We start from the raw sequence: 23,247 nt of genomic DNA, 5'->3' as shown, positions 1-23,247 counted from the left end.
GAGACAGCCGCCGCTATAAGTCACCATTGAAAGTCGCCGGGCCCGCGCGGGGCGAACTGACCGCAAAAATCACGATACGGCTAGACGACAAAAGTTGCCGATTGCATCGCGGTGTTGTGCTAAGGGAAGGGGACCATCGACTAGCAGCCGACCGTGGGCGAGCACCTCGTTCACGTGCGACGAATGCGTGTCCTCGGCAACTTCGATGAAAACCTTTCAGTGCGGCTGCTGTCATCATCCCGTTCTCTTCGAGAGTAACCACTGCGACGGTTGCGGCGCCGTTCTGGGGTTCATTGCTGAAACAGCGGAGATGAGTGCCTTCCGGGACCTCGGCGATGGGCGATGGCAGCGTCTGCCAGACGACGCTACAACCTTGTACAAGCCGTGCCTGAACTATGCGACGCAAGGTGTGTGCAACTGGATGTTGCCGGCGCAATCTTGCCATGCGCTTTGCCGTGCTTGTCGCCTGACGCACACGATTCCAGATCTCTCAGTACCTCGCCGACGATATTACTGGTTTATGCTGGAGTCCGCGAAACGACGGCTGCTCTATACGCTTGACGATCTCGGACTGACGGTCGAGTCGCGCGACGAAAATCCTTCGAAGGGCCTTCAATTTGCGTTTCTCGAGGACACGCCTTCGAAGGCGGTATTGACGGGACATGCGAGCGGGCTGATCACGGTGAATGTCGCCGAAGCCGATGACGAGCATCGAGAGCAAACCCGTCTGGCAATGAGGGAACCTCATCGCACGCTTCTTGGTCATTTCCGCCATGAAATCGGGCATTATTTCGATGATCGCCCGATAGTGGGGACACCGTTGCTCACACAGTTTCGACTGATCTTCGGGGACGAACGGGCGGACTATCGCCGGGCGCTTGCAATCCACTATCGCGAAGGCGCGGTACGCGGCGGATGGCAAGATTCGTTTATCAGCGCATACGCTGCGATGCATCCGTGGGAGGACTGGGCGGAGACGTGGGCACACTATCTGCGCATTGTCGACACCATCGATACGGCAACTGCGTATGGGCTTTCCATTGCTCAGGGTACTGCAAGCGGTCATGACGCGAGGGTGCCACAGCTGCAATCGGTGGAACGGGCCGACGATGACTTTCAATGTTCGATGACAAAATGGTTCGCCCTCACTGCGGTCGTGAATACACTCAATCGTAGTATTGGCGCTGCAGATTCGTATCCGGGCGCATGGTCCGACGCGGTCGTCGAAAAGCTGCGGTTTGTCGATTGCGTTACCCGGTCGGCGCGACGTCACTAAGGCCCGTCGGCGATGATTGGAGTCGCATCAAACATCGGGGGGCGCGCAGCAGTCCGTGCGCTCCGCCGCAGCCGGTTTCCCCGCGGTTCCTGCGGCAAAGTGGCCGTTGTAGGCGCCGCAGAGCAGCGGTCATCTTTGCCCCTGGTCTATGACCTGGTCAGGCAGGAATGCGGGTTGCGCTTTCTATATATCTCGCCTGTCGGCGATCATTTAGAAATGGAGCAGTTATGCAAAGCCAGTCCTGTGCGGCGTATCGCGGATTCACAATTGACGTCCGGGTCGTAGCGAACAATGTCGTCTCACTTAATGGCAAGGAGCTTCGGTACTCCGTCTCCTGGTCTATTCTTTCGTCAGACCTGCCCACAACGGCAGTCTCCAGCCTTCCGCAACAGCTTGATTTCTTGTCAGCTGAAGAGGCATTTTCATATGCGGAGCGGCGGGCGCACACTTTCATCGACGGTTGCCTATACGCTCCGGACATCGAATCAATCGCGTCGTAAACGTAGACCTGCACTTAGCTGGGGATACCATCGCCCGAAGATTCCAGACTGTTCATACCCGTGATCGGCAGGTAAGCACAAGCCATCGGAAAATTTCTGTCGTCGGTAGGCGCCCGATCTCATCCTGAACATTGAGCAGGGAGTAGCAGCCGCCTTCCAAGATGCGCTAGCGAAAGTACCGCTATGCCTAGCGCCCGGTGGGGGCGTAGCTTGCATCATTGATAGCCTCGACGGCCGTTCACTCTGGCTCGCATTCATCGAGGAATGCGGTGCGGGGCCAGATTAGGAAAGAATCGCAAGCGCGTCCGCGTGCGATGCGGCCCGGCGATCGTTGCCAGGTCACCCCAGCGCGCTAGCGTGGCGCCGTGCCCCGGCAATGGCAGTTTGTATCCCGATGCGGTCAACGCTGCGCTGCTCGCCCCTGCGAGTGCGTTGTTGCTCCGGCACGGAAGCTCCACCGTGCCCAGAACGCCATCAAGCGCAGAACAGTCGTCTGGATCCTATCAGACAGCACGTCAGGCTGCTTCCCAAGATCCGGGGCATTTTGGACGACGCGTCCATCAGTCCGTCTACCAGCCAGTACCAGTTGTACGTGCTCTCGATGACCACCCCTGTTAGTTCGGGCCGATACGGCTCGAGCCCTGCAGCGATCTGCCTGAGGTCGTTGGGTAGCCTATTCTGGTACACAACGCGGTCCTGCTCGTCGCTCACGATTACCACGCAGTTGTTGGAGTGCAGATCTATGCCACAATATTTCATGTCGGTCTCCTGAGGCTCAAAGTGAGTTATGCAAACTGACTTTAAACCCGCTGCGGCTGAACCGCGGCGAGGAGGCCGGCTACATGATTATCATAGAACCCAGGCCGCCCAAGAGGCAGCTTTGGCCGATGACTTGCCGACCAACTCGGCGGGGCGAGAGTCGGTTGCATCCCGGAACCTGTCATTTGCGGCGTCAGGAGTTCGCACGGTATCGATGACGGTATCCGTACCGAGGTCGTATTTTGATGCTCGATGTTCGAGATGGTTTTAGCGGGAGGGAGGGCCGTCACGCTCCTCGCTCTGTGAATACGTGAACGGCTGGGCATTTCTGTCTTCAGCATTTCCGCAAATGACAAAATGCCCCGTCTGGAATCGGGTTATAAACCGTTGATTTTATTTGGTATCGCTTGTGCATTTCAGTCGCTATCCGCACAACTCAAAATGCCGGCTTTCTTTCATATAAACAGCAGCTTGCATCACTTTATGAAATGTACAGGTCACCCATCTGCAATGGCACGAGTTTGATCGACCACTCGGGCTTGTGGGGGCAGAAGGTCTTCACCGCGTCGAGCTTCGTGATGCGAAGGAGCGTCCGATTACGGTTACGCTTAGGCTCCGCTACCAGCGAATGGCCGTACTGCGGCCAATTAGTAGGTAGAACCGCTATCCTGCGCTTCAGCTTGCGGTCCTGTACGCCCAGGAACGAGACCTGCCACCAGGACGCCCTCGCATTGAATGGAAGCTGATTACCGATCTGCCGATGCAATCGCGCGCCGAGGCAATCTGGAATCTCGACTGGGACGCCATGCACTGGAAGATCGAGACCTTCCACAAGATTCTCAAATCGGGTTGCAGGGCAGAGGGGTCCAGGCTTTGTACCGCAGACCGTCTATCGAAGCTGACATCGATATTCTGCATCGCTGGCGCATGTTCTGGCTTACGATGCTCAGTCTCTCGGCGCCACAGGCTATTACTGAGTCGCGTTCACGCAGACTGATATTGAACTGCCAGAACGCGTCGTTCACGACACGCCCCGCGACTCACAGGCACCGCCGCTCCTGCGCAACGTCATCAGGCTCGCTCAGCTCGGCTATGAGCCTGCGCTAAAAGGAAGGAGGTAATTACAAGGCGAAATGCCTCGCTTACAACGAACGGGGAACTCCCTGCCGGGGGCGTCACGAGCCGTCTAACTTGAATGGAAAATCGGCCGCAAACCGGCGCCAAAACTGCCGCACTTCTTAGTCAACAAGTTAGACAAAGCGGCGCAACTGATTGATTTTATTTCGATCTGTAGCGACGGCATTTGCAGTTGACGCACTACCGCGTCAACGAACTCGGCGACATCCAGACCGAGGCGCCCGTGCATGGCGGACTCACTGATTTCGGCGCGGACGTCGTGCGTCGTTGCAACTCGCTCGGCATCGTCGTGGACGTCGCGCATGGCACCTATGATCTGGTGAAGCGCGCGGCGTCCGTCACGACGAAGCCGCTGGTGCTATCGCATACCGCGCTCGCGACGCACCCCGGCGCGCGCAGCCGCCTGATCACGGCCGATCATGCGCGCGCGGTCGCGCAGACGGGCGGCGTGATCGGCGTGTGGCCGAGTTCGGGCACGTTCCGCGACCTCGACGGCATGGCGCACGGTTTCAAGCGGATGGTCGACGTCGTCGGCATCGAGCACGTGGGGCTGGGTACCGATATGTACGGCTTCATCTCTCCGCCGGTGTTCCGCGACTATGACCAGTTGCCGGCTCTGGGGGCGGCGCTGCTTTCGGCCGGGTTCTCGCGGAAGGAAACCGACCTATTGTTGGGCGGCAATTATCGGAGAGTGTTCGAGGCGTCGATGGCGTGACCGTTATGGCCGCATCATCGCGATGGGACGCGGCGGCGCGTAGCGATCATCGGTGCGCGCGAAGCTGACGATCTCGACGCGCCGATCCGGCTGCAGACATGCGACGAGGCTGTCGCGTGCCTGACCATCGGAGCAGTGGGTGATCGGGTCCTGGCCGCCGAGACCACGCGCATTGATACGATCGGCCGGAATACCCTGTTGCACCAGCAACGCCTTGACCGCGTCGGCGCGGCGTTGCGACAGTTGCAGGTTGTAGTCGGACGAACCGAGACGGTCCGTATAGCCGCGCACTTCGATATGTCCAAAACGCGAGGCGCTCAGCTGCGCCGCGATCTTGCGGATGTCGGAGCGGCCGCCCGGCAGGATATCGGCGAGATCGCCGCGATCGAACGGGAACAATGCGTCGGCCGAGAGCCGCATGACCTGTTGAACCTGCGCGGCGGGAGCGGGCGGCGGAGGCGGCGGAGCATACCCGGCGCGACGCTCGACCGTGTCCCAATGACCCGCCACCCACACGTAGCGCCCATACTGCCAGCCCCAATAGCCACGCTCCCATTGATAGCCGACGCGCGGCGCCGGCGCGGCTTCGTAGATCGGCGTCGGCGGTGCGAGTACCATCACCTGAGCCTCGGCCGGCGCGATGCCGGCGAAGCATGCGGCGGCGAGCGCGGTGCTGGCTGCAAGGCCGATGGCGATACGACGGCGGTTGCCGGTGGTGTCACGGAAACGAGTGGTTGTCATATTGTGTCGTGCAAAGAGTTGAATGTTGGATTCGTCTCGGGCGAATTGGCATTCGAGCCGTGATCAAAGGCTAACGGTTTGCACGATGAAAAGTATTTGCGGAGTGTAAGCAAACGTCGTGACGAACGAGGCGCTGCATTGCAGCTGAAAATAGGGTGTTTGACGGGAATGGACGCGCTTCGATAACAGTTGGCGCGAGTGAGAGGGTAATGCCGCGTAACAAACGCCTGTGAGCGCGATACACCTGTTAAACGAGTGTCAAAGATCGAGAAAGTAAAAAGCAAAAAGCAAAAGCCAAAGCCAAAGCAAACTACCCGAGAGATTCCCATGCCTACCTCGAATGCACTGCAACCCTTCGCCTTTGTCCTCGCCGTCCAGGACCTCGATCGCAGCACGGCCTATTTCCGCGATGTGCTCGGCTTCCAGGCAGAATGGACCGACGCGTCCGATTGGCGCCTGCTGTCGAGAGGTCAAGTGCGCATCATGCTCGGTTCGTGCCCGGACGCCTCGCCGGCTTCGGCGATCGGCGATCACAGTTACTTCGGCTACATGGAAGTCGACGACGTGGACGTGCTTCACGACGAATTCGTCCAGCAAGGCGCGCTGATTCTTTCGCCGCCTGCGGACCGTCCATACGGCATGCGCGAATTCGTCGTCGCGACGCCGGATGGCCACCGCTTCGTGGTCGGTCAACCTGTCGCGCGGAAATAGACGTACAGACAGAATCAGCAAGCGAAGGCAGCGGCTGCAACGGCGCGTGTCGGCATCGTCTACGGGTTTTGCCTGGTCTTGCCCACGTCGATTCCCACGGCGCCGGTCCGTCGTGACAGTATGTTCAACCCCTCCAGTGAAAAGGCGCACACATCATGGCTACCGGAACCGTCAAATTCCACCGCGTTCTGCGCACGACGCCCGAGCGCATCTATCGCGCGTTTCTCGAACCTGGCGCGATGGCGAAATGGCTGCCGCCGTACGGCTTCACGTGCGATGTACATCAGATGGACGCGCGCGTCGGCGGCACCTACAGGATGTCGTTTCATAACTTCGGCTCCGGCAAGGGACACTCGTTCGGCGGCGAGTATCTGGAACTGGTGCCGTTCGAAACGATCCGCTACTCGGACCATTTCGACGATCCGAATCTACCCGGTCAGATGCACACGACCGTTTCGCTGCGGCCGGTGTCGTGCGGAACCGAACTGAGCATCGTGCAGGAAGGCATCCCCGAGATGATTCCGGTCGAGATGTGTTACCTCGGCTGGCAGGAGTCGCTTGAGCAACTGGCGAGGCTGGTCGAGCCGCAGATTCCGGACTGACTGGCATCCGATAGCAGGCGCTTGCGCCTGCTACCGTCTTCGAGCCACGCTTGCCGTCGCAACCGGCACGTCAGAACTTGTGGCGAATCCCCACGCGCCACAACGCTTGCCGGTTATTCGAGGATGCGGCGCTCACGTAGTCCATCTGCGCATGCGTGCCGCTGCTGCCGGTCAGACACGCCGCCATTGCGTACACGTCGGTGCGTTTCGACAGGAAGTAATCGAGCATCAGGTTCGCCTGCTGATAGCGCGGCTTGTTGCCGGTCGCGTGTTCGTCGACGTCGCTGAGCGTATAGCCGCCACCCACCTGTAACGCGGGCGTGATGGAGTAGCCGAGCCATGCTTCGTAATTATTGAAGTCGACGTTTGCGCCGTCGAGTCCGGAATGAAACACGGTGCGCGTCGCGTTCAGGCCGAACTTGAACGAGCCGACGAGATAAGTCGCGCCGACGCCGTAAATCTCCTGACTGGTCGCGCTGGGCAGATAGCGCGTATAGAGCGCGTTTTTCGGCAGCGAATCGAACACGGCCGCATACGGGCTATTGATGTGCGTATAAGCGGCCGCGGCATACAACGGACCGTTGTTGCTGTAGTTCGCGCCGACGCTCACGACGCTATAGGTGGCGAACGAGCCCGGTTGCCCACCGAATGAATAAAGCGCGCCAAGATGGAATCCGCCGAGACTCGGGCTCTGGTACTTGACCGCGTTGTTCACGCGAAACGTGCCGTTCAGATTGTCGACGTCGCCCGCATGCGCGAAGTAGATGCCCCACTGGCCCTGCGCGCTGACCGGTGAGACATAGTCGGTCATGAACTCGTACTGGCGCCCGAGCGTCAGTGTGCCGAAGCGCGAATCGAGGCCGACATAAGCGCTGCGACCGAACAGGCGACCATTCTGTCCAAGCGCGCCGGTCGACGGATCGAAGCCGTTTTCGAGCACGAAGATCGCGCGCATGCCGCCACCGAGATCTTCCGCGCCGCGCAGTCCCCATCGCGATCCTTGCGACACGCCGCTTTGCATCTGCCAATTGTTGTGGCCGTTCTGATTGGTCGTATACGTCAGTCCTTCATCGACGATCCCGTACAGCGTCACGCTGCTTTGCGCGAACGCATGCGGTGTCGTCGCGGCGCCGGCACACGCCATCGCGGCCGCGGCTAGGGTCCTGGTTCTTTTCATCGGTTTTCCTGATTATGATCGGCTCGCTTGAGCGTGGATGACGGGCAACATCGAGCTTGCCTTGCAGCCTGCTTCGGCAGGCTCGGGCGAAAAGCACTGAGAATCTAGAGCGAGCCACGCGGAAAAAATAATGAAAAGACCCGCTGTGGATAGTCGAAACGGTAATATCTGCGGCGATCGGCCTGTCGTCGTCGGCAGGCGGATCACGCACACTGGAGGAGATCGAATATGAACAAGGACGTACGCCGCCCGCCTGATCGCGTTCCGGAGCTGTCGCACGTCTCGCTGTCGCGCAAGCTGAAACTGCAGCAGCTGATACTCGTCGCGAAGGTCATCGATACCGGTTCGCTGCTACGCGCGGCGAAGGAGCTGGGCATGACGCAGCCCGCGATCACCAAGGCCGTGCAGGAACTCGAAGCGTTCTTCAGCGCGCCCCTTTTCGAGCGCACGAATCGCGGCGTGGTGCCGACCGAGCTCGGCCGTCTGCTGGGCCGTCGCGCGAAATCGATGAATACCGAGCTGCGCTATCTCACCGACGAGATCAACGCGCTGCAGGGCGGCACGGCGGGGCATCTGATCGTCGGCACCTTGATCGTCGCGTCGGCGCGACTGCTGCCGATGGCGATCCGGCTCCTGAAGGAGCAGGCGCCGGGCATGCTCGTCACGGTGCGCGAAGCGGGCACCGCGCAGCTGTTTCCCGCGCTCGCGACCGGCGATCTCGACATCGTGGTCGGCCGCTTGCCCGAGCGCGAGCTGCCGCTTGCGAACGCGTTTCCGTTGCAGCACGAGGTGCTGTTTCAGGAGTCGATCTGCGTGGTGGTCGGCGCGCGTCACGCACTCGCGCTGCCGAAACGGCCGCGATTCGCCGACCTCGCGAATCTGCCGTGGATCCTGCCGCTCGCCGATTCGCCGACGCGCATCCGTGCGGAACAGCTGTTCCAGGATGCGGGTCTGCCGCTGCCGGTGGATCGCGTCGAGTCGCTGTCGATGCTGACCAACCTCGGCATGCTGCTCGAGCGCGCGTGCGTCGCGCTGATGCCGCGCGCGGCCGCCCAGCAGTTCGTCGACGCGGGGCTGCTCGCGATCGTGCCTCTGCGCGAAGCCGCGGACTTTGGCGCGGTCGGCTTTTCGACGCGCGCCGACCGGCAGGTCAGTCCCGCGTGCGAGCGCTTCATCGCGTGCCTGCGCGAGAGCGCGGCGCGCATCGCCGGGTGAGCCTGCGCGCTTCGCCAGATCCGGCCTGGCGCAGGCCTCCGTTGGTATAGAAAAATGGAATATCAGCAAACGAAATCGTTATTATTTTTTATGGGGACGGCCTTTTAGACTCATTGCATCCGTTCTACGCAGGAACTACGCAGATGAGCTATCCGTTTTCGTTTCCTTCTTCGTCCACGGCTGGCGCGCCGCCTTTGCTGCGCCACTACATCGGCGGTGAGTTCGTGGCGAGCGAGGCGCGCTTCGAGAATCGCAGTCCGGTGACGGGCGAGTTGCTCGCGTTAGTCAGCGAGGCACGCACGGCCGAGGTGGACCGCGCGGTGAGCGCGGCACGCGCCGCGCTCGAGGGCCGGTGGAGCCGCTACGACGTCCAGGAGCGGGCCGCGCTGCTGAACCGGATCGCCGACGGCATCGAGCGGCGCTTCGACGATTTCGTCGCGGCTGAAGTCGCCGATACCGGGCGACCGGTCCAGCAGGCGCGCACGCTCGACATCGCGCGCGGCGTCGCCAATTTCCGCACCTTCGCGCAACTGATCTCGACGACCCCGGGCGAGATCTTCGAAAGCCGCGCGGCCGATGGTTCCGACCAGTTCAGCTACGTGGTGCGCAAGCCGCTCGGCGTGGTGGGCATCATCTCGCCGTGGAATCTGCCGATGCTGCTGCTGACCTGGAAGGTCGCGCCCGCCCTGGCGATGGGCAATTGCGTGGTCGTGAAGCCGTCGGAAGAGACGCCTTCGTCGGCGTCGCTGCTGGCGGAAGTGATGCACGAAGCGGGCGTGCCCGCGGGCGTTTTTAACCTCGTGCACGGCTTCGGGCCGGGCTCCGCGGGCGAGGCGCTCACGCATCACAAGGACGTGTCGGCCATCACGTTCACGGGCGAGTCGCGCACCGGCAGCGCGATCATGAAGGCGGTGGCCGACGACGTGAAGGAGATCTCGTTCGAACTCGGCGGCAAGAATGCAGCCGTCGTGTTCGCCGATGCCGATTTCGACGCCGCCGTCGAAGGCGTGCGCCGTTCGAGCTTCACGAACGCGGGCCAGGTGTGCCTGTGCTCGGAGCGCGTGTACGTCGAGCGGCCGATCTTCGAGCGTTTCGTCGCGGCATTGAAGGAGAAGACCGAGGCGATGAAGCTCGGCTATCCGGACGAAGCGAACGTCGACATGGGGCCGGTCATCTCGCACGGTCATCGCGACAAGGTGCTGTCGTACTACCGCCTCGCCGTCGATGAAGGCGCGACCGTCGTGACCGGCGGCGGCGCGCCGAAGTTCGGCGACGTGCGCGATCGCGGCGCCTATGTCGAGCCGACCATTCTGACCGGCCTGCCCGACAGCGCGCGCTGCGTGCGCGAGGAAATCTTCGGGCCGGTGTGTCATATCGCGCCGTTCGACGCGGAAGACGAAGTGGTACGACGCGTCAACGACAGCGCGTACGGGCTCGCCGCCTGCGTCTGGACCACGAACCTGGCGCGCGCGCATCGCGTGTCGCGGCAGATGCACACCGGCCTCGTGTGGGTCAATACCTGGTTCAGCCGCGATCTGCGCACGCCGTTCGGCGGCACGAAGCATTCGGGGCTGGGTCGCGAAGGCGGCCGTCACTCGCTCGATTTTTATTCCGAGCTGTCGACCATCTGCGTCAAACTGTGAGGACCTCATGACCGTTTCTTCCCAACTGCTGCCCGAAAAAGCCCGCCCGCGTGGCGCCTATCCGCATCTGAAGCGTGCCGGCGACTTTCTGTTCGTGTCGGGCACGAGCTCGCGCCGCGCCGATAACACGATCGCCGGCGCGCAGGCCGACGCGATGGGCACGATGCAGCTCGACATTCGCGAGCAGACACGCGCGGTGCTCGACAACATTCGCGACATCCTCGCGAGCGAAGGCGCGACGCTAAAGGATGTGGTCGAGATCTGCACGTATCTGGTCAACATGAACGATTTCGGCGGCTATAACGCGGTGTACGGTGAGTACTTCGACGCCGAGGGCCCGGCTCGCACGACGGTCGCCGTTCACCAGCTGCCGCATCCGCATCTGGCCATCGAAATCAAGGCGGTCGCCTACAAGCCGCGCTAAGTCAGCGGCGGCCCGCCTGGCCACTCATCACATCAGCCGTTTCAGGAGACTTTCGATGCCCCGTTTCATGCCGCCGCTCAATCTGTCGCGCTGGATCGACGAGCACGCGCATCTGCTCCGGCCGCCGGTCGGCAATCAGCAGATCTGGCAGGACCGCGATTTCATCGTGACGATCGTCGGAGGTCCGAATCATCGGACCGACTATCACGACGACCCGAGCGAGGAGTTCTTCTATCAACTGCGCGGCAACGCCTATCTGAATCTGTGGATCGACGGCAAGAAAGAACGCGTCGAGCTGCGCGAGGGCGATGTGATGCTGCTGCCGCCGCACGTGCGGCATTCGCCGCAACGCCCGGAGGCGGACAGCGCATGCCTCGTGATCGAGCGGCAGCGTCCGGCGGGGCAGATCGACGGCTTCGAATGGTATTGCGACAGCGACGACGGTTGCGGCGGCCTCGTGCATCGCGCGGAAGTCCAGCTGCTGAACATCGTGACCGATCTGCCGCCGCTGTTCGACACCTTCTATAACGACGAGAAGCTGCGCACCTGTCCGCATTGCGGACGCGTGCATCGCGGCAAGGGCCATTGAATTCCATGAAGAAAATCGACATGCACTCGCATTTCTTCCCGCGCATCGGCCGGGAAGACGCGAGCCGGCTGGATGCGTCCAGCGCGCCGTGGCTCCAGATCGACGCGAGCGGCGAGACCGGCAACATCATGGTCGGCGAGCGCAGTTTCCGTCCGGTACGCGAAGCGCTGTGGAATCCGGTCGCGCGCATCGAGGAACTGGATCGCGTCGGCGTCGCGGCGCAGATCATCTGCGCGACGCCGATCATGTTCGGCTACCGCTACGAGGCGCGCGCCGCGGCCGACTGGGCCGCGCGCATGAACGACCTCGCGCTCGAACACTGCGCCTACGCGCCGAAGCGCCTGAAGGCGCTCGCACAGGTGCCGTTGCAGGACGTCGATCTGGCATGCCGCGAAGCAAGCCGCGCGAAGGCGGCCGGTCACGTCGGCGTGCAGATCGGCAATCACCTCGGCCCGCGCGATCTCGACGACGTGCACCTCGTGAGCTTCCTCACGCATTGCGCGCTCGAGAACATTCCGGTGCTCGTGCATCCGTGGGACATGATGACCGACGGTCGCATGAAGCAATGGATGCTGCCGTGGCTCGTCGCGATGCCGGCGGAAACGCAGCTCGGCATTCTGTCGCTGATCCTCTCGGGCGCGTTCGAGCGCATTCCGCGAACGCTTAAGCTCGCGTTCGCGCATGGCGGCGGCAGCTTTGCGTTCCTGCTCGGCCGCGTCGATAACGCCTGGCGTTGCCGCGACATCGTGCGCAAGGATTGCCCGCGTCCGCCGTCGGAGTACGTCGATCGCTTTTACGTCGACAGCGCGGTGTTCGATCCGCGCGCGCTGCGTCTGCTCGTCGACGTGATGGGCGCCGAGCGCGTGATGCTCGGCTCGGACCATCCGTTTCCGCTCGGCGAGCAGCAGATCGGCGCGCTCGTCGCCAGCAGCGAATGGCTCGACGAACCGCAGCGCGCCAGCATCTGCGCGGGCAATGCCGAGCGCTTCTTCGGTCTCGACATCGAGCGCGCCATTTGATGTTTGATCCGCGATTGACGCGCCCGCTCCACACCTCAATTGCTTGCCAGGACTTTGACATGACCGTTACGTCCGTTCGTCGTTCGTTGCGCCGCCGCGGTTTCCCACACCGGTTACTGGGCGCGCTGTGCGCCGCCGCGTTATTGCCGGCGCCGGTTTTCGCAGCCGATGCCGCTCCGCTGAAAATCGGCTTTATCGGCACCCTGTCGGGCCCGGGCGGCGCGCTCGGTCAGGACCAGTACGACGCGTTCATGCTCGCGATCGAGCAGAAGGGCGGCAAGCTCGGCGGCGTGCCGGTGCAGGTGCTGCGTCAGGACGATCAGCTCAAGCCCGACCTCGCGCTGCAGGAAGCGCAGCAGCTGATGAGCCGCGACGGCGTGAAGATCATCACGGGCGTCACGTTCTCGAACGTGATGATGGCGATTCACAAGCCGGTGACGAGCGCGGGCGTGGTGCTGATCGGCTCGAACGCGGGGCCGACGCAACTGGCCGGCGCGGGTTGCTCGCCGCTGTTCTTCTCGACGTCGTGGAACAACGACGAGTTGCACGAAGCAGGCGGCCAGCTCGTGACGAATCTCGGCTACAAGCGCGTATACGTGATGGCGCCGAATTACCAGGCGGGCCGCGATGCCGTGTCCGGCTTCAAGCGCGACTATCGCGGCTCGATCGTCGACGAGGTCTATACGCAGGTCAATCAGCCCGACTATTCGGCCGAGCTGTCGCAATTGCAGGCCGCGCAACCGGATGCCGTGTATGTGTTCTACCCTGGCGGCATGGGCGTGAACTTCGTCAAGCAGTATCGGCAGGCCGGCTTGCTCGGCAAGATTCCGCTGATCTCGGTGTCGACGATCGACGGCACCACGCTGCCCGCGCTGAAGGAACTCGCGGTGGGCGCCATTACGAGCGCGCCCTATTCGCCGGATCTGCAGAATCCGCAGAACGCGCAATTCGTCGCGGCCTTCACGAAGAAATACGGCCGCCCGCCGTCGATGTACGCGGCCCAATCCTACGATGCGGCCACGCTGCTCGACACGGCGCTCACGTCGGTCACGTCGCTCAAGGGCAACGTTGCGGATAGTCAGGCATTGCGCCGCGCGCTCGCTGCCGCGAAGTTCCAGTCGGTGCGCGGTCCGTTCAGCTTCGACGCGAACCAGTTCCCGCGCGCGGGGTTCTATCGCGTCGACGTGGTGCGCACGGCCAACGGTGCGTCGTTCGAAACGAAAGGTCCGATCGTGCCGAAGGTCAACAACCCCGTTGCACAGCAGTGCAAGATGAACTGAGCGGATGCCGGCGATGAATCTCACGTTGCTCGTCATGCAATGCCTGAACGGCTTGCAGCTCGGCGTGCTGCTGTTTCTGATGGCGGCCGGGCTCACGCTCGTCTTCGGCATTCTGAACTTCGTCAATCTCGCGCACGGTTCGTTGTACATGATGGGCGCGTTCGTCGGCGCGGTGGTCTATAACGGCAGCGGCTCGTTTGCGCTCGCCGCGCTCGCGGTCGTGGCCGCGTTGATCGCGCTCGGCATGCTGCTCGAATCGGTGGTGTTCCGGCGGCTGTATCAGCGGCATCACCTCGATCAGGTGCTCGCGACGTTCGGGCTGATCCTGTTCTTCAACGAGCTGGCGCGCACGATCTGGGGGCCGTCGCCTTACTACATGGAAGTGCCCGACGCGCTGGCAGGCACGGTCGATCTGTTCGGGCTGCACTATCCGGCGTACCGGCTGCTGATCGTCGTCGTCGGCCTGGCGGTCGCCGCGGGCTGCTATGTCGTGATTCATCGCACGCGCATCGGCATGCTGATCCGCGCGGGCGCCACACATCGCGACATGGTCGCCGCGCTCGGCGTGAACGTCGTGCTGCTCAACGCCGTGCTGTTCGGCGTCGCGGCGGCACTGGCCGGCATCGCGGGTCTGCTCGCGGGGCCGATCCTCTCGGTGCAGCCGGGCATGGGCGAGCCGGTGCTGATTCTGACGATGGTCGTCATCGTGATCGGCGGCATCGGCTCGGTCCGTGGCGCGTTTCTCGGCGCACTGCTGGTTGGCGTCATCGATACGCTCGGCCGCACGTTGCTGCCCGCGCTGCTGCGCATGGTGCTCGAGCGCAGCAGTGCCGATACGGCCGGCCCCGCGCTCGCGTCGATGCTGATTTATATCCTGATGGCGCTCGTGCTCGCCTGGCGTCCGCAGGGGCTCTTCCCCGTCAAACATTCCTGAGCCAGACATGATGCCTTCTTCTGTTTCCGCGAGCCGCGCGACGCGCGCGCAAGACGCAGCGGGCGCCGCCACCGGTTGTCGCGCGAGTTACGTCGACCGGTTCGGCTGGTTGCTCGCCGTGCTGCTGCTGGCGTTACCCGCGTATGCGGCGTTGACCGCCCAGCCGTTTCTCGTCGTGCTGTTCGCGCGCATCGCGGTGCTGGCGATCGCGGCGCTGTCGCTCGATCTGATGCTTGGCGTCGGCGGCCTCGTCAGCTTTGGACATGCGCTGTTTTTCGGGCTTGGCGCGTACGCGACCGGCGTGCTCGCGCAGCATGGCGTCGCGAGCGGCTGGGTGCAGCTGGCTACCGCGCTCGCCGCGTGCGCGCTCATCGCGGTGGTGACCGGCGCGATCGCGCTGCGCACGAGCGGCATCGCCTTCATCATGATCACGCTCGCGTTTGCGCAGATGTTCTATTTCTTCGCGGTGAGCCTGCGCGAGTACGGCGGCGACGACGGTTTCGCGCTCGCGAGCGCAAGCCGCTTGGGCGCTGTCTCGCTCGGCGACCCGGTGACGCTCTACTACGTGGCGGTGGGGCTGCTGATCGCGCTGCTGCTGTTCGGCCGGCGTTTCCTGAAGAGCGCTGCGGGCATGACGCTCGGCGGCATCCGCATCAACGAACGCCGCATGCGCGCGCTCGGCGTACCGACCGTGCGCGTGAAGCTCGCGGTGTACGTGGTCGCGGCGATGCTGTGCGGGGTCGCGGGCATGCTGTTTGCGAACCTCACGCAGTTCGTCGCGCCTTCCTATATGTCGTGGACGATGTCGGGCGATCTGATCGTGATGGTCGTGATCGGCGGCGCGGGCAGCTTCGTCGGGCCGCTGATCGGCACGCTCGTGATGGTGCTGCTCGAAGAAGGCTTGAAGAGCGTCACCGAACACTGGATGCTGGTGATGGGGCCGCTGATCGTCATCGCGGTGCTGCTGAGCCGGCGCGGTTTGATCGGGCTCGCGTATGCGCTCGATGCACGTCGCGAGCGCCGTGAGCGCAATCGTGCGGCGCAAGGAGGTGCGCGATGAGCCTGTTGCAGGTGCAAGGACTGGTGAAGCGCTACGGCGGCTTCACGGCGACCGACCACTTCAGCGTGACGGTCGAGCGCGGCGAAATCCACGCGGTGATCGGACCGAACGGCGCGGGCAAAACCACACTGATCGGTCAACTGGCCGGCGAGTTGATGCCCGACGCCGGCACGATCCGTTTCGCGGGCGAGGACGTCACGCATTTGAGCGTCGAGCGACGCGCGCGGCTCGGACTCGCGCGCTCCTATCAGATCACGTCCGTGCTGCCCGAATACACGGCGCTCGAGAACGTACTGCTCGCGGTCAATGCTCAGCGCGCGTCGCGCTTCAACTGCTGGGGGCGCCTGGCCGCGCGGCGCGAGCTACGCGACGACGCACTCGCGCTGCTCGAACAGACCGGGCTCGCCGCACAGGCGGACGTCTGCGTGGCCGAGATGGCGCATGGCGAGCACCGTCAGCTCGAACTCGCGATGGCGCTCGCGAGCCGACCGCAACTGCTGTTGCTCGACGAACCGATGGCCGGCATGAGCCAGGCCGAAACCATGCAGATGACCGCGCAATTGCAGGCCCTGAAGGGCACGCACGCGATGCTGCTGGTCGAGCACGACATGGACGCGGTGTTCGCGCTGGCCGATCGCATCACGGTGCTGGTTTATGGCAAGGCGCTCGCGACCGGCACGCCCGGCGAAATCCGCGCGAACGCCGCCGTGCGTGCGGCCTACCTCGGCGACGAGCAGTCGCAGTCGAATCTGTCAGGGAGCATTGCATGAGCCGCCTGCTCGAAGTCGCTTCGCTCGAAGCGTTTTATGGCCGCAGCCAGGCACTGTTCGGCGTCGAGCTGACGATCGACGATGGCCAGTTCGTCACGATGCTCGGGCGTAACGGCATGGGCAAGTCGACCACGGTCAAATCGATCGCCGGTCTGCTGAAGTCGCGGCGCGGCTCGATACGCATGGCGGGCCAGCCGATCGACAGCGCGCCCGCGTACCGCATCGCGCGCGCGGGCATCGGCCTCGTGCCCGAAGGGCGACACATCTTCCCGACTTTGACCGTGCGCGAGAATCTCGTGGCGACCGCGCGTCACGTCGAGCGGCCCGGCGGCGCGTGGACGCTCGAACGTGTCTATCGGCTGTTTCCGCGTCTCGAGGAACGCGCGCGCAATCTGGGCTCGGCATTGTCGGGCGGCGAACAGCAGATGCTCGCGATCGGCCGCGCGCTGATGACGAACCCACGCCTGCTGATTCTCGACGAAGCGACCGAGGGACTCGCGCCGCTGATTCGCGAGGAGATCTGGAAGTGCCTTGCCGAGTTGAAGAAAACCGGGCTCGCAATTTTGTGCATCGATAAAAACCTGGCCTCTCAGCTTGCGATCGCGGATTATCACTACGTGATGTCGAAGGGCAAGGTGGTGTGGCAGGGTACGTCCGCGCAATTGAGCGCAGAGGCGGACGCGTTGCATGCGCATTTGAGTATCTAGACTGACGGGCCGCCTGGTCCTCAGCGCTTTCGTTGCCGCACCTGGAGCATTCGCTGCATGTGCGGCTTTTTTCATAGGGACGTTTCATGCCGTTCGATCTGACTTTCGCCGATCTCGCCGAACGCACGGTGCAGTACAACGCGCGTGCGTCGGTGAGCGATTTCGATGCCGAGATGCGGACGTATGCATCGCTTGCGCTGGCTTCGCGGCAGCGCTGTGTGGGCATACTCGATCTTCAGTACGGCATGGGGCAGGCTGAGCGCATCGATATTTTCCCGGCAGCCGCGGCCGTGCAGCCGGCGCCTGTGTTCGTCTACATTCACGGCGGCTACTGGCGCTCGCAACGCAAGGAGGACGCCTGTTCGATGGCGGCTGCGCTCACGCAGGCGGGTATCGCCGTCGCGGTGGTCGAATACACGCTGCTGCCCGAGGCGACGCTCGCGGAAGTGGTGCGAGAGGTGCGTAGCGCGATTGCGTGGTTGTATCGGCACGGCGGCGCATATGGGATCGATCCGCTGCGTATCCACGTGTGCGGCAGTTCGGCGGGCGGGCATCTGGTCGGGATGCTGTACGCGGACGACTGGCAGGCGCGCTTCAATCTGCCTCGGGATGTGATCAAGGGCGTTGTCGCGCTGAGCGGGTTGTTCGATATTCGGCCGCTGTGCGATATCAACGTCAACGAATGGCTGCGGCTGTATCCGGATCAGGCCGCGTCATTGAGCCCGGCGTTGTGTCTGCCGGAAACGGCGCCCCCGTTGGTGTTATCGGTGGGGGGACTCGAAACGACGGGGTTCAGGAACCAGACACTGCAGTTTCACGAGGACGTCAGTCGGCGGGGATTGCCGGTATCGCTCGTGGCCAATACGCATTCGAATCACTTCAATCTCGTGAACGAGTTGGCGCAGCGGGGGAGTGGGTTGTATGAGGCGGTGGTGGAGTTGATCAACAACGCTGTTTGATGCGACGCGGCTTTCACGAGGAAAGCCGCCTTTGCTCCTGTTATATCAACCCGCCTCGGTCATCGTCGGCTCGACCCGCACCGCTTCATGCGCGTTGCGCTTCAATAAATCGAGCGCAACGTCGACGATCATATCCTCCTGCCCGCCCACCATCTTGCGGCGTCCCAACTCGACCAGAATATCGACGGTCTTGAGCCCATACTTGCTCGCCGCAATCTCCGCGTGCCGCAGGAAGCTCGAATACACTCCGGCATAACCGAGCGCAAGCGTCTCACGATCGACGCGCACCGGCCGATCCTGCAGCGGCCGCACGAGATCGTCGGCAGCATCCATCAGGCGATACAGATCGCAGCCATGATTCCACCCTTGCCGCTCGGCCGCCGCGATGAACACCTCGAGCGGCGCGTTGCCCGCACCGGCGCCCATACCCGCCAGCGACGCATCGATGCGGTCGCACCCTTCCTCCACCGCGATCAGCGAATTCGCCACGCCGAGACTGAGATTGTGATGCGCATGCATGCCGGTTTGCGTCTCGGGCTTCAACACGTCCTTGAACGCGCGGAAGCGGTCGCGAATCTCGTTCATGCCGAGCGCGCCGCCTGAGTCGACCACATACACGCAGCTCGCGCCATAGCTCTCCATCAGCTTCGCCTGCGCGGCGAGCTGTTGCGGCGTCGTCATATGGCTCATCATCAGGAAGCCGACCGGGTCCATGCCGAGTTCGCGCGCGAACTCGAGATGCTGACGCGACACGTCCGCTTCGGTGCAATGCGTGGCGACCCGTACGACACGCGCGCCGGCATCGTATGCGTTGCGCAGATCGTGCATCGTACCGATGCCGGGAATCAGCAACGTCGCGATCTTCGCCGTCTTCACGCTTTCGGCCGCGGCGGCGATCCACTCGACGTCGCTATGCGCGCCGAAGCCGTAGTTGAAACTCGACCCTTCGACGCCATCGCCGTGCGCGACCTCGATGCTGTCGACGCCCGCCTGATCGAGCGCCGCTGCAATCGCCTTCACATGCGCGATGCGGTACTGATGGCGAATCGCGTGGCTGCCGTCACGCAGCGTGACGTCGGAGATATAGAGCTTCTTGTCGATCGTAGTCATTACGCTGCCTCCTTGTGTCCACGCGCGATACCGGCTGCGATGCGGCGGCGCGCCATCATGTCGGCGCACGCGAGCGCGGCCGACGTCATGATGTCGAGATTGCCCGCGTACGCGGGCAGATAGTGAGCCGCGCCTTCCACTTCGAGAAACACCGAGGTCTTCAGGCCATGTTTCGGACCGATGCCCGGCACGTTCAACGGCTGCTCGGGCGAGATCACGTCGAATTGCACCTTCTGCTTCAGCCGGTAGCCAGGCACATAGGCCTGCACGCTCGCGACCATGCGCGCGATGCTGTCTTCGATCGCTTGCTGATCGACGAGGTCGGACAGCACGAACACGGTGTCGCGCATGATCAGCGGTGGCTCGGCGGGGTTCAGCACGATGATCGCCTTGCCGCGCGTGGCGCCGCCGAGCGTTTCGATCGCGCTGCGCGTGGTCTCGGTGAATTCGTCGATGTTCGCGCGCGTGCCGGGCCCCGCCGATTTGCTCGCGATCGAGGCGACGATCTCGGCGTAGTGCACCTTCGTGACGCGCGACACCGCCGCGACGATCGGAATGGTCGCCTGGCCGCCGCAGGTGACCATGTTCATGTTGGTCGCGTTCTCGGCTTCGAGGTTGATCGCCGGGATCACGTATGGCCCGATCGCCGCGGGCGTCAGGTCGATCACCTGCACGCCGTGCTGCTGCAGCACGTCGTTATGGCGCCGATGCGCGCCGGCCGACGTCGCATCGAAAACTATGTCGATGTCGTTGAACAGATCGAGCTTCAGCAGCCCGTCGAGACCCTCGGCGGTCGTCGTCACGCCGAGCCGGCTCGCGCGCGCGAGTCCGTCCGATTGCGGATCGACGCCGACCATCGCGCTCATTTCGAGGTGCCGGCTATTGCGCATCACCTTGATCATCAGGTCGGTGCCGATGTTGCCGGACCCGATGATCGCCACTTTTACCTTACCAGTCATATTCACTCCGGAGTCGTCCTAGATGCTTCGGGTTGCGTGCTCGAGGTCGCGGCGGCGGGTTAGCCTTTGACGTGAAAGCCGGCACTGCCGAGCCGCTCCATGTCGACCGACACATACTGCCCAGGCTTGATCCATTCGGCGGGCGTCGCGCCCCCGGCCATCACGATCCAGCCCGCCTGCAACGGCTCGCCCGCCTGCGCCGACAGACGCGCGGCGGCCACCAGCGAGCGCAGCGGATGACCGAGCAGCGCGGCGGTCGAGCCGACCTGCGCGGCACGTCCGTCGAGGTTCAGCGTGAGGCCCAGGTTGCCGAAGTCGGTACGGGGATCGCGCCACGCACCGATCACGAAGCCGCTCGACGAGGCGTTGTCGGCAATCACTTCAGGCAGCGTGAACTTGAAGTCCTTGTAGCGCGAGTCGATGATTTCGAGCGCGGGCGCAATCGCTTCGACCGCCGCCAGCGCTTCTGGCCCGGTCACGTCGCCTTCGAGCGAATGCTTGAGCACGAAGGCGATTTCCGGCTCCACGCGCGGATGCACGAAGCGCGAGAAATCGACCGACGTGCCTTCCTCGATCTGCATGCCCGCGGTGAGGCGACCCCAGATCACGTCCGACAGACCCATCTGCACCATCTTCGCGCGGCTCGTGAAGCCCATCTTCACGCCGACGCGACGTTCGCCGCGCGCGACGCGCCGCTGGATCGACGCGGATTGAATCTCGTAAGCCTGATCCAGAGAAAGACGGCCTTCGGAATCGAACTGCGAGACTGCGGTGGCGGTGCGCGCGGCGTCGTCGAGTCGCGTCGCGTATTCGTTGATCTGGCTCATTGACGTGCCTCGTTCGCGATAGGGGTGGGGGCGTCGAACACGGCTCGCACCGAGCCCAGTCCGTTGATGCGCGCCTCGAAGACGTCGCCGGGCGTGACCGCGACCATCGGGCCGAGCGCACCGGAGAGCACGAGGTCGCCGGCTTTGAGCGGCGTGCCGAGCGCGGCCATCGTGCGTGCGAGCCAGACCACCGCGTTGACCGGATGACCGAGGCAGGCGGCGCCCGCGCCGACGGACACCGGCTCGCCGCGCCGCTCCATCACCATGCCGCACAGGCGCAGGTCGAAGTCCGCGAGCTTGCGCGGGCTGTTGCCAAGCACATAGGCCGACGACGACGCGTTGTCCGCGATCGTGTCGGTAATGCGAATGTTCCAGTTGGCGATGCGGCTGCCGACGATTTCGAGCGCGGGCAGTGCGTAGTCGATCGCGTTCAGCACGTCGAGCTGGCCGGGGTTCGGCATGCTCAGGTCGCGGCCGATCACGAAGGCGATCTCCGCTTCGATTTTCGGTTGCGTGAGAATCGACGCGGGAATCGGTTCGCCGTCGCCATAGCCCATGTCGTCGAACAGCATGCCGAAATCGGGCTGGTCGACGCCGAGTTGCTTCTGCACCGCGACCGACGTCAGACCGATCTTGCAGCCGACGAGGCGTCGTCCGCTGGCGAGGCGTCGCTCGGTGTTCACGCGCTGGATCGCGTAGGCGTCGTCGATGCTCATCTGTTCGTAGCGCTCGCGCAGCGGCGCGATGAATTCGCCGCTACGTTCGGCGTTCACTAGCGCGTGGGCCGCGGCTTCGATCTGTTGCGGCGTCATTGGGCCTTCTCCTGGGCGGCGATCTCGTCCTTGGTCTGATCGCCGACGGCCCAATGCGTGGCCGGTGTGACCGTCGCGTAGACGCGGATCGAGCTGAGCGGCGCCCCGAGCGTTTCGTGCACCGTGCGCGCGACCGCTTTGACGCATGCCTTGATCGCGGCGTCGTCGCGTCCTTCGACGAGGGATATATGGATGATCGGCATGATGGGTCCTTTTGCGAAAGCAGGGAGGAAGCGGCGGCACGACACGCGGGTAACGAGCCAACGTGACGCCGCCGTATGGATCGTCCGTGATGATGGACGGTTGCGGGACATACCGTCCAATACCGATTTTTGAAATTCTGATACCGTTTCGGTATGGCGTGAATCCGACTCGCGCTCACTGGAATGAACCGATGGAACTCAAGCAGATGCGTTATTTCCTCGCGTTGGCCGAGGAGCTGAATTTCGGGCGCGCGGCCGAGCGCCTGCATATTGCGCAGCCGCCGCTCACGCGCAGCATCCGCGCATTGGAAGAGGAACTCGGCACGCAGCTGTTCATTCGCACGACCAAAGGCGCGGAGTTGACGGAAGCGGGGCGCGCGCTGCTGGAGGAAGTGCCCAACATTCTGGCGCTGTCGCGCCGCGCGGAAGAACAGACGCAACTGGCTGGGAACGGCTTCACGGGGCGGCTCGATGTCGGCATTTTCAGCTCCGGAATTCTGAACGTGATTCCGCGTCTGCTGGCCGACTTTCACACCGAGCGGCCGGCGGTGAAGATCGGCTTGCACAACATGTCGAAGGCCGAGCAGATCGCCGCGTTGCGCGAGCGGCGCATCACGATCGGCTTCAACCGGCTGGTGCCGGATGAAACCGATATCGCCGTCGATTGGGTGCAGCGCGAATCGTTTCTGATCGCGCTGTATGAAGGGCATCCGCTATGCAGGAAAAAAGCCATCACGCTGCGCGATCTGGATGACGAACCGATGATCCTGTACCCGAACGCGCCGGTGCATGGGCTTGCCCAGGAGGTCGCCGCGGCGTTTCGCGCCGAGGGTGTGCGCTTGCGCGTCGAGCAGGAGGTGGAGGATGTGGTCACCTGCATTGCGCTGGTGGCGAGCCGTTTCGGCGTGTGCGTGACGACGCAGTCGGCGGTCAATCTGCGATTGCCCGGCGTCGTGTATCGGCCGCTCAGGTCGACACAATTGCGCGAGATCGAATTGAGCTGCCTGTATCGACGCGACGATAGCTCGCCGATCTTGCAGGCGTTTCTGAAGCTGATCCGGGCATCGCGCGCGAAAGGGGGAAGGGCGCGGCAGGCGGCGGGGTAGCGGGGCGGTATC

The 23,247-nt window shown here is 63.3% G+C and carries 24 protein-coding genes and 1 pseudogene; 16 read left to right on the top strand and 9 right to left on the bottom strand.

Annotated elements, in window-relative coordinates; translation table 11 throughout:
- The first annotated feature begins 205 nt into the window (after nucleotides 1–205).
- Nucleotides 206–1,276 (top strand): zinc-binding metallopeptidase family protein, encoded by a 1,071-nt coding sequence (locus CI15_RS25170; RefSeq protein WP_062132830.1) that lies wholly within the window; start codon nucleotides 206–208, stop codon nucleotides 1,274–1,276.
- Nucleotides 1,277–2,331: 1,055 nt separating this feature from the next.
- Here CI15_RS25170 and CI15_RS38370 read toward each other — a convergent pair.
- Nucleotides 2,332–2,535 (bottom strand): annotated as a pseudogene (locus tag CI15_RS38370) (IS110 family RNA-guided transposase); the annotation flags it as partial.
- 481 nt (nucleotides 2,536–3,016) lie between these two features.
- On the bottom strand, nucleotides 3,017–3,367 hold the full coding sequence (locus CI15_RS25155; RefSeq protein WP_153041188.1) for a hypothetical protein: 351 nt from the start codon (nucleotides 3,365–3,367) through the stop codon (nucleotides 3,017–3,019).
- A gap of 477 nt (nucleotides 3,368–3,844) precedes the next feature.
- Between CI15_RS25155 and CI15_RS25150 the strand changes: the two genes are divergently transcribed.
- Entirely contained in the window at nucleotides 3,845–4,387 is a 543-nt protein-coding gene (locus CI15_RS25150) for a dipeptidase (RefSeq protein WP_062132821.1), read from the top strand.
- A 3-nt stretch (nucleotides 4,388–4,390) separates the two neighbouring features.
- Here the strand turns inward: CI15_RS25150 and CI15_RS25145 are convergent, their stop codons facing one another.
- Nucleotides 4,391–5,128 carry an OmpA family protein gene (locus CI15_RS25145; protein WP_062132818.1) on the bottom strand — a complete coding sequence of 246 codons (738 nt, stop codon included), beginning with the start codon at nucleotides 5,126–5,128 and terminating at the stop codon, nucleotides 4,391–4,393.
- Between the two features lie 327 nt (nucleotides 5,129–5,455).
- Here CI15_RS25145 and CI15_RS25140 point away from each other — a divergent pair, with 327 nt between their 5' ends.
- A complete protein-coding gene (locus CI15_RS25140; protein ID WP_062132815.1) occupies nucleotides 5,456–5,839 on the top strand; it encodes a VOC family protein in 384 nt (127 codons plus the stop codon).
- 155 nt (nucleotides 5,840–5,994) lie between these two features.
- Nucleotides 5,995–6,441 (top strand): SRPBCC family protein, encoded by a 447-nt coding sequence (locus CI15_RS25135; RefSeq protein WP_062132812.1) that lies wholly within the window; start codon nucleotides 5,995–5,997, stop codon nucleotides 6,439–6,441.
- A 70-nt stretch (nucleotides 6,442–6,511) separates the two neighbouring features.
- Here the strand turns inward: CI15_RS25135 and CI15_RS25130 are convergent, their stop codons facing one another.
- The gene (locus CI15_RS25130; protein WP_241495921.1) at nucleotides 6,512–7,618 is read right to left on the bottom strand and encodes a porin; all 1,107 of its coding nucleotides are present in this window, start codon (nucleotides 7,616–7,618) and stop codon (nucleotides 6,512–6,514) included.
- 228 nt (nucleotides 7,619–7,846) lie between these two features.
- Between CI15_RS25130 and CI15_RS25125 the strand changes: the two genes are divergently transcribed.
- From CI15_RS25125 to CI15_RS25075, 11 genes are all read left to right on the top strand, one after another.
- Complete coding sequence (locus tag CI15_RS25125) at nucleotides 7,847–8,833, top strand: LysR substrate-binding domain-containing protein (protein WP_062132805.1); 987 nt, start codon at nucleotides 7,847–7,849, stop codon at nucleotides 8,831–8,833.
- A 143-nt stretch (nucleotides 8,834–8,976) separates the two neighbouring features.
- Nucleotides 8,977–10,476, top strand: coding sequence for a 2-hydroxymuconic semialdehyde dehydrogenase (locus CI15_RS25120; RefSeq protein ID WP_062132791.1), 1,500 nt, complete (start codon nucleotides 8,977–8,979; stop codon nucleotides 10,474–10,476).
- A 7-nt stretch (nucleotides 10,477–10,483) separates the two neighbouring features.
- The gene (locus CI15_RS25115; protein WP_062132788.1) at nucleotides 10,484–10,900 is read left to right on the top strand and encodes a RidA family protein; all 417 of its coding nucleotides are present in this window, start codon (nucleotides 10,484–10,486) and stop codon (nucleotides 10,898–10,900) included.
- Between the two features lie 55 nt (nucleotides 10,901–10,955).
- A complete protein-coding gene (locus CI15_RS25110; RefSeq protein ID WP_062132785.1) occupies nucleotides 10,956–11,489 on the top strand; it encodes a 3-hydroxyanthranilate 3,4-dioxygenase in 534 nt (177 codons plus the stop codon).
- Between the two features lie 5 nt (nucleotides 11,490–11,494).
- Entirely contained in the window at nucleotides 11,495–12,508 is a 1,014-nt protein-coding gene (locus tag CI15_RS25105) for an amidohydrolase family protein (RefSeq protein ID WP_062132782.1), read from the top strand.
- Between the two features lie 59 nt (nucleotides 12,509–12,567).
- Nucleotides 12,568–13,788 (top strand): ABC transporter substrate-binding protein, encoded by a 1,221-nt coding sequence (locus CI15_RS25100; protein WP_082814291.1) that lies wholly within the window; start codon nucleotides 12,568–12,570, stop codon nucleotides 13,786–13,788.
- 13 nt (nucleotides 13,789–13,801) lie between these two features.
- The gene (locus CI15_RS25095) at nucleotides 13,802–14,722 is read left to right on the top strand and encodes a branched-chain amino acid ABC transporter permease (protein ID WP_062134128.1); all 921 of its coding nucleotides are present in this window, start codon (nucleotides 13,802–13,804) and stop codon (nucleotides 14,720–14,722) included.
- Between the two features lie 7 nt (nucleotides 14,723–14,729).
- Entirely contained in the window at nucleotides 14,730–15,782 is a 1,053-nt protein-coding gene (locus tag CI15_RS25090; RefSeq protein ID WP_241495920.1) for a branched-chain amino acid ABC transporter permease, read from the top strand.
- Complete coding sequence (locus tag CI15_RS25085) at nucleotides 15,779–16,552, top strand: ABC transporter ATP-binding protein (RefSeq protein WP_062132778.1); 774 nt, start codon at nucleotides 15,779–15,781, stop codon at nucleotides 16,550–16,552. The genes CI15_RS25090 and CI15_RS25085 overlap by 4 nt, the downstream gene beginning before the upstream one ends.
- Nucleotides 16,549–17,259, top strand: a complete 711-nt coding sequence (locus tag CI15_RS25080; RefSeq protein WP_062132775.1) for an ABC transporter ATP-binding protein — start codon at nucleotides 16,549–16,551, stop codon at nucleotides 17,257–17,259. Before CI15_RS25085 ends, CI15_RS25080 begins: the two co-directional genes overlap by 4 nt.
- A gap of 86 nt (nucleotides 17,260–17,345) precedes the next feature.
- Nucleotides 17,346–18,218 carry an alpha/beta hydrolase gene (locus CI15_RS25075; protein ID WP_062132772.1) on the top strand — a complete coding sequence of 291 codons (873 nt, stop codon included), beginning with the start codon at nucleotides 17,346–17,348 and terminating at the stop codon, nucleotides 18,216–18,218.
- Between the two features lie 45 nt (nucleotides 18,219–18,263).
- Here CI15_RS25075 and dmpG read toward each other — a convergent pair whose 3' ends face one another.
- Genes dmpG through CI15_RS25050 form a run of 5 tightly spaced genes read right to left on the bottom strand, consistent with a single transcriptional unit; the run spans nucleotide 18,264 to nucleotide 22,129 of the window.
- A complete protein-coding gene (gene dmpG / locus CI15_RS25070) occupies nucleotides 18,264–19,328 on the bottom strand; it encodes a 4-hydroxy-2-oxovalerate aldolase (protein ID WP_062132769.1) in 1,065 nt (354 codons plus the stop codon).
- Complete coding sequence (locus CI15_RS25065; RefSeq protein WP_062132765.1) at nucleotides 19,328–20,287, bottom strand: acetaldehyde dehydrogenase (acetylating); 960 nt, start codon at nucleotides 20,285–20,287, stop codon at nucleotides 19,328–19,330. Before CI15_RS25065 ends, dmpG begins: the two co-directional genes overlap by 1 nt.
- A 59-nt stretch (nucleotides 20,288–20,346) precedes the next feature.
- On the bottom strand, nucleotides 20,347–21,114 hold the full coding sequence (locus tag CI15_RS25060; RefSeq protein ID WP_062132762.1) for a 2-keto-4-pentenoate hydratase: 768 nt from the start codon (nucleotides 21,112–21,114) through the stop codon (nucleotides 20,347–20,349).
- Nucleotides 21,111–21,926: a 2-keto-4-pentenoate hydratase gene (gene mhpD, locus CI15_RS25055; protein WP_062132759.1), complete on the bottom strand. Its 816-nt coding sequence runs from the start codon at nucleotides 21,924–21,926 to the stop codon at nucleotides 21,111–21,113. Before mhpD ends, CI15_RS25060 begins: the two co-directional genes overlap by 4 nt.
- The gene (locus CI15_RS25050; protein WP_062132756.1) at nucleotides 21,923–22,129 is read right to left on the bottom strand and encodes a tautomerase family protein; all 207 of its coding nucleotides are present in this window, start codon (nucleotides 22,127–22,129) and stop codon (nucleotides 21,923–21,925) included. The genes mhpD and CI15_RS25050 overlap by 4 nt, the downstream gene beginning before the upstream one ends.
- Before the next feature lie 191 nt (nucleotides 22,130–22,320).
- Here CI15_RS25050 and CI15_RS25045 point away from each other — a divergent pair, with 191 nt between their 5' ends.
- A complete protein-coding gene (locus CI15_RS25045; RefSeq protein WP_062132753.1) occupies nucleotides 22,321–23,235 on the top strand; it encodes a LysR family transcriptional regulator in 915 nt (304 codons plus the stop codon).
- Nucleotides 23,236–23,247 lie beyond the last annotated feature (12 nt).

Origin of the sequence: Paraburkholderia monticola (assembly GCF_001580545.1) — a bacterium.
GTDB lineage: Bacteria > Pseudomonadota > Gammaproteobacteria > Burkholderiales > Burkholderiaceae > Paraburkholderia > Paraburkholderia monticola.
Note: the sequence above shows the minus strand (reverse complement) of the source record. Positions and strands in the feature narration are given on the sequence as shown.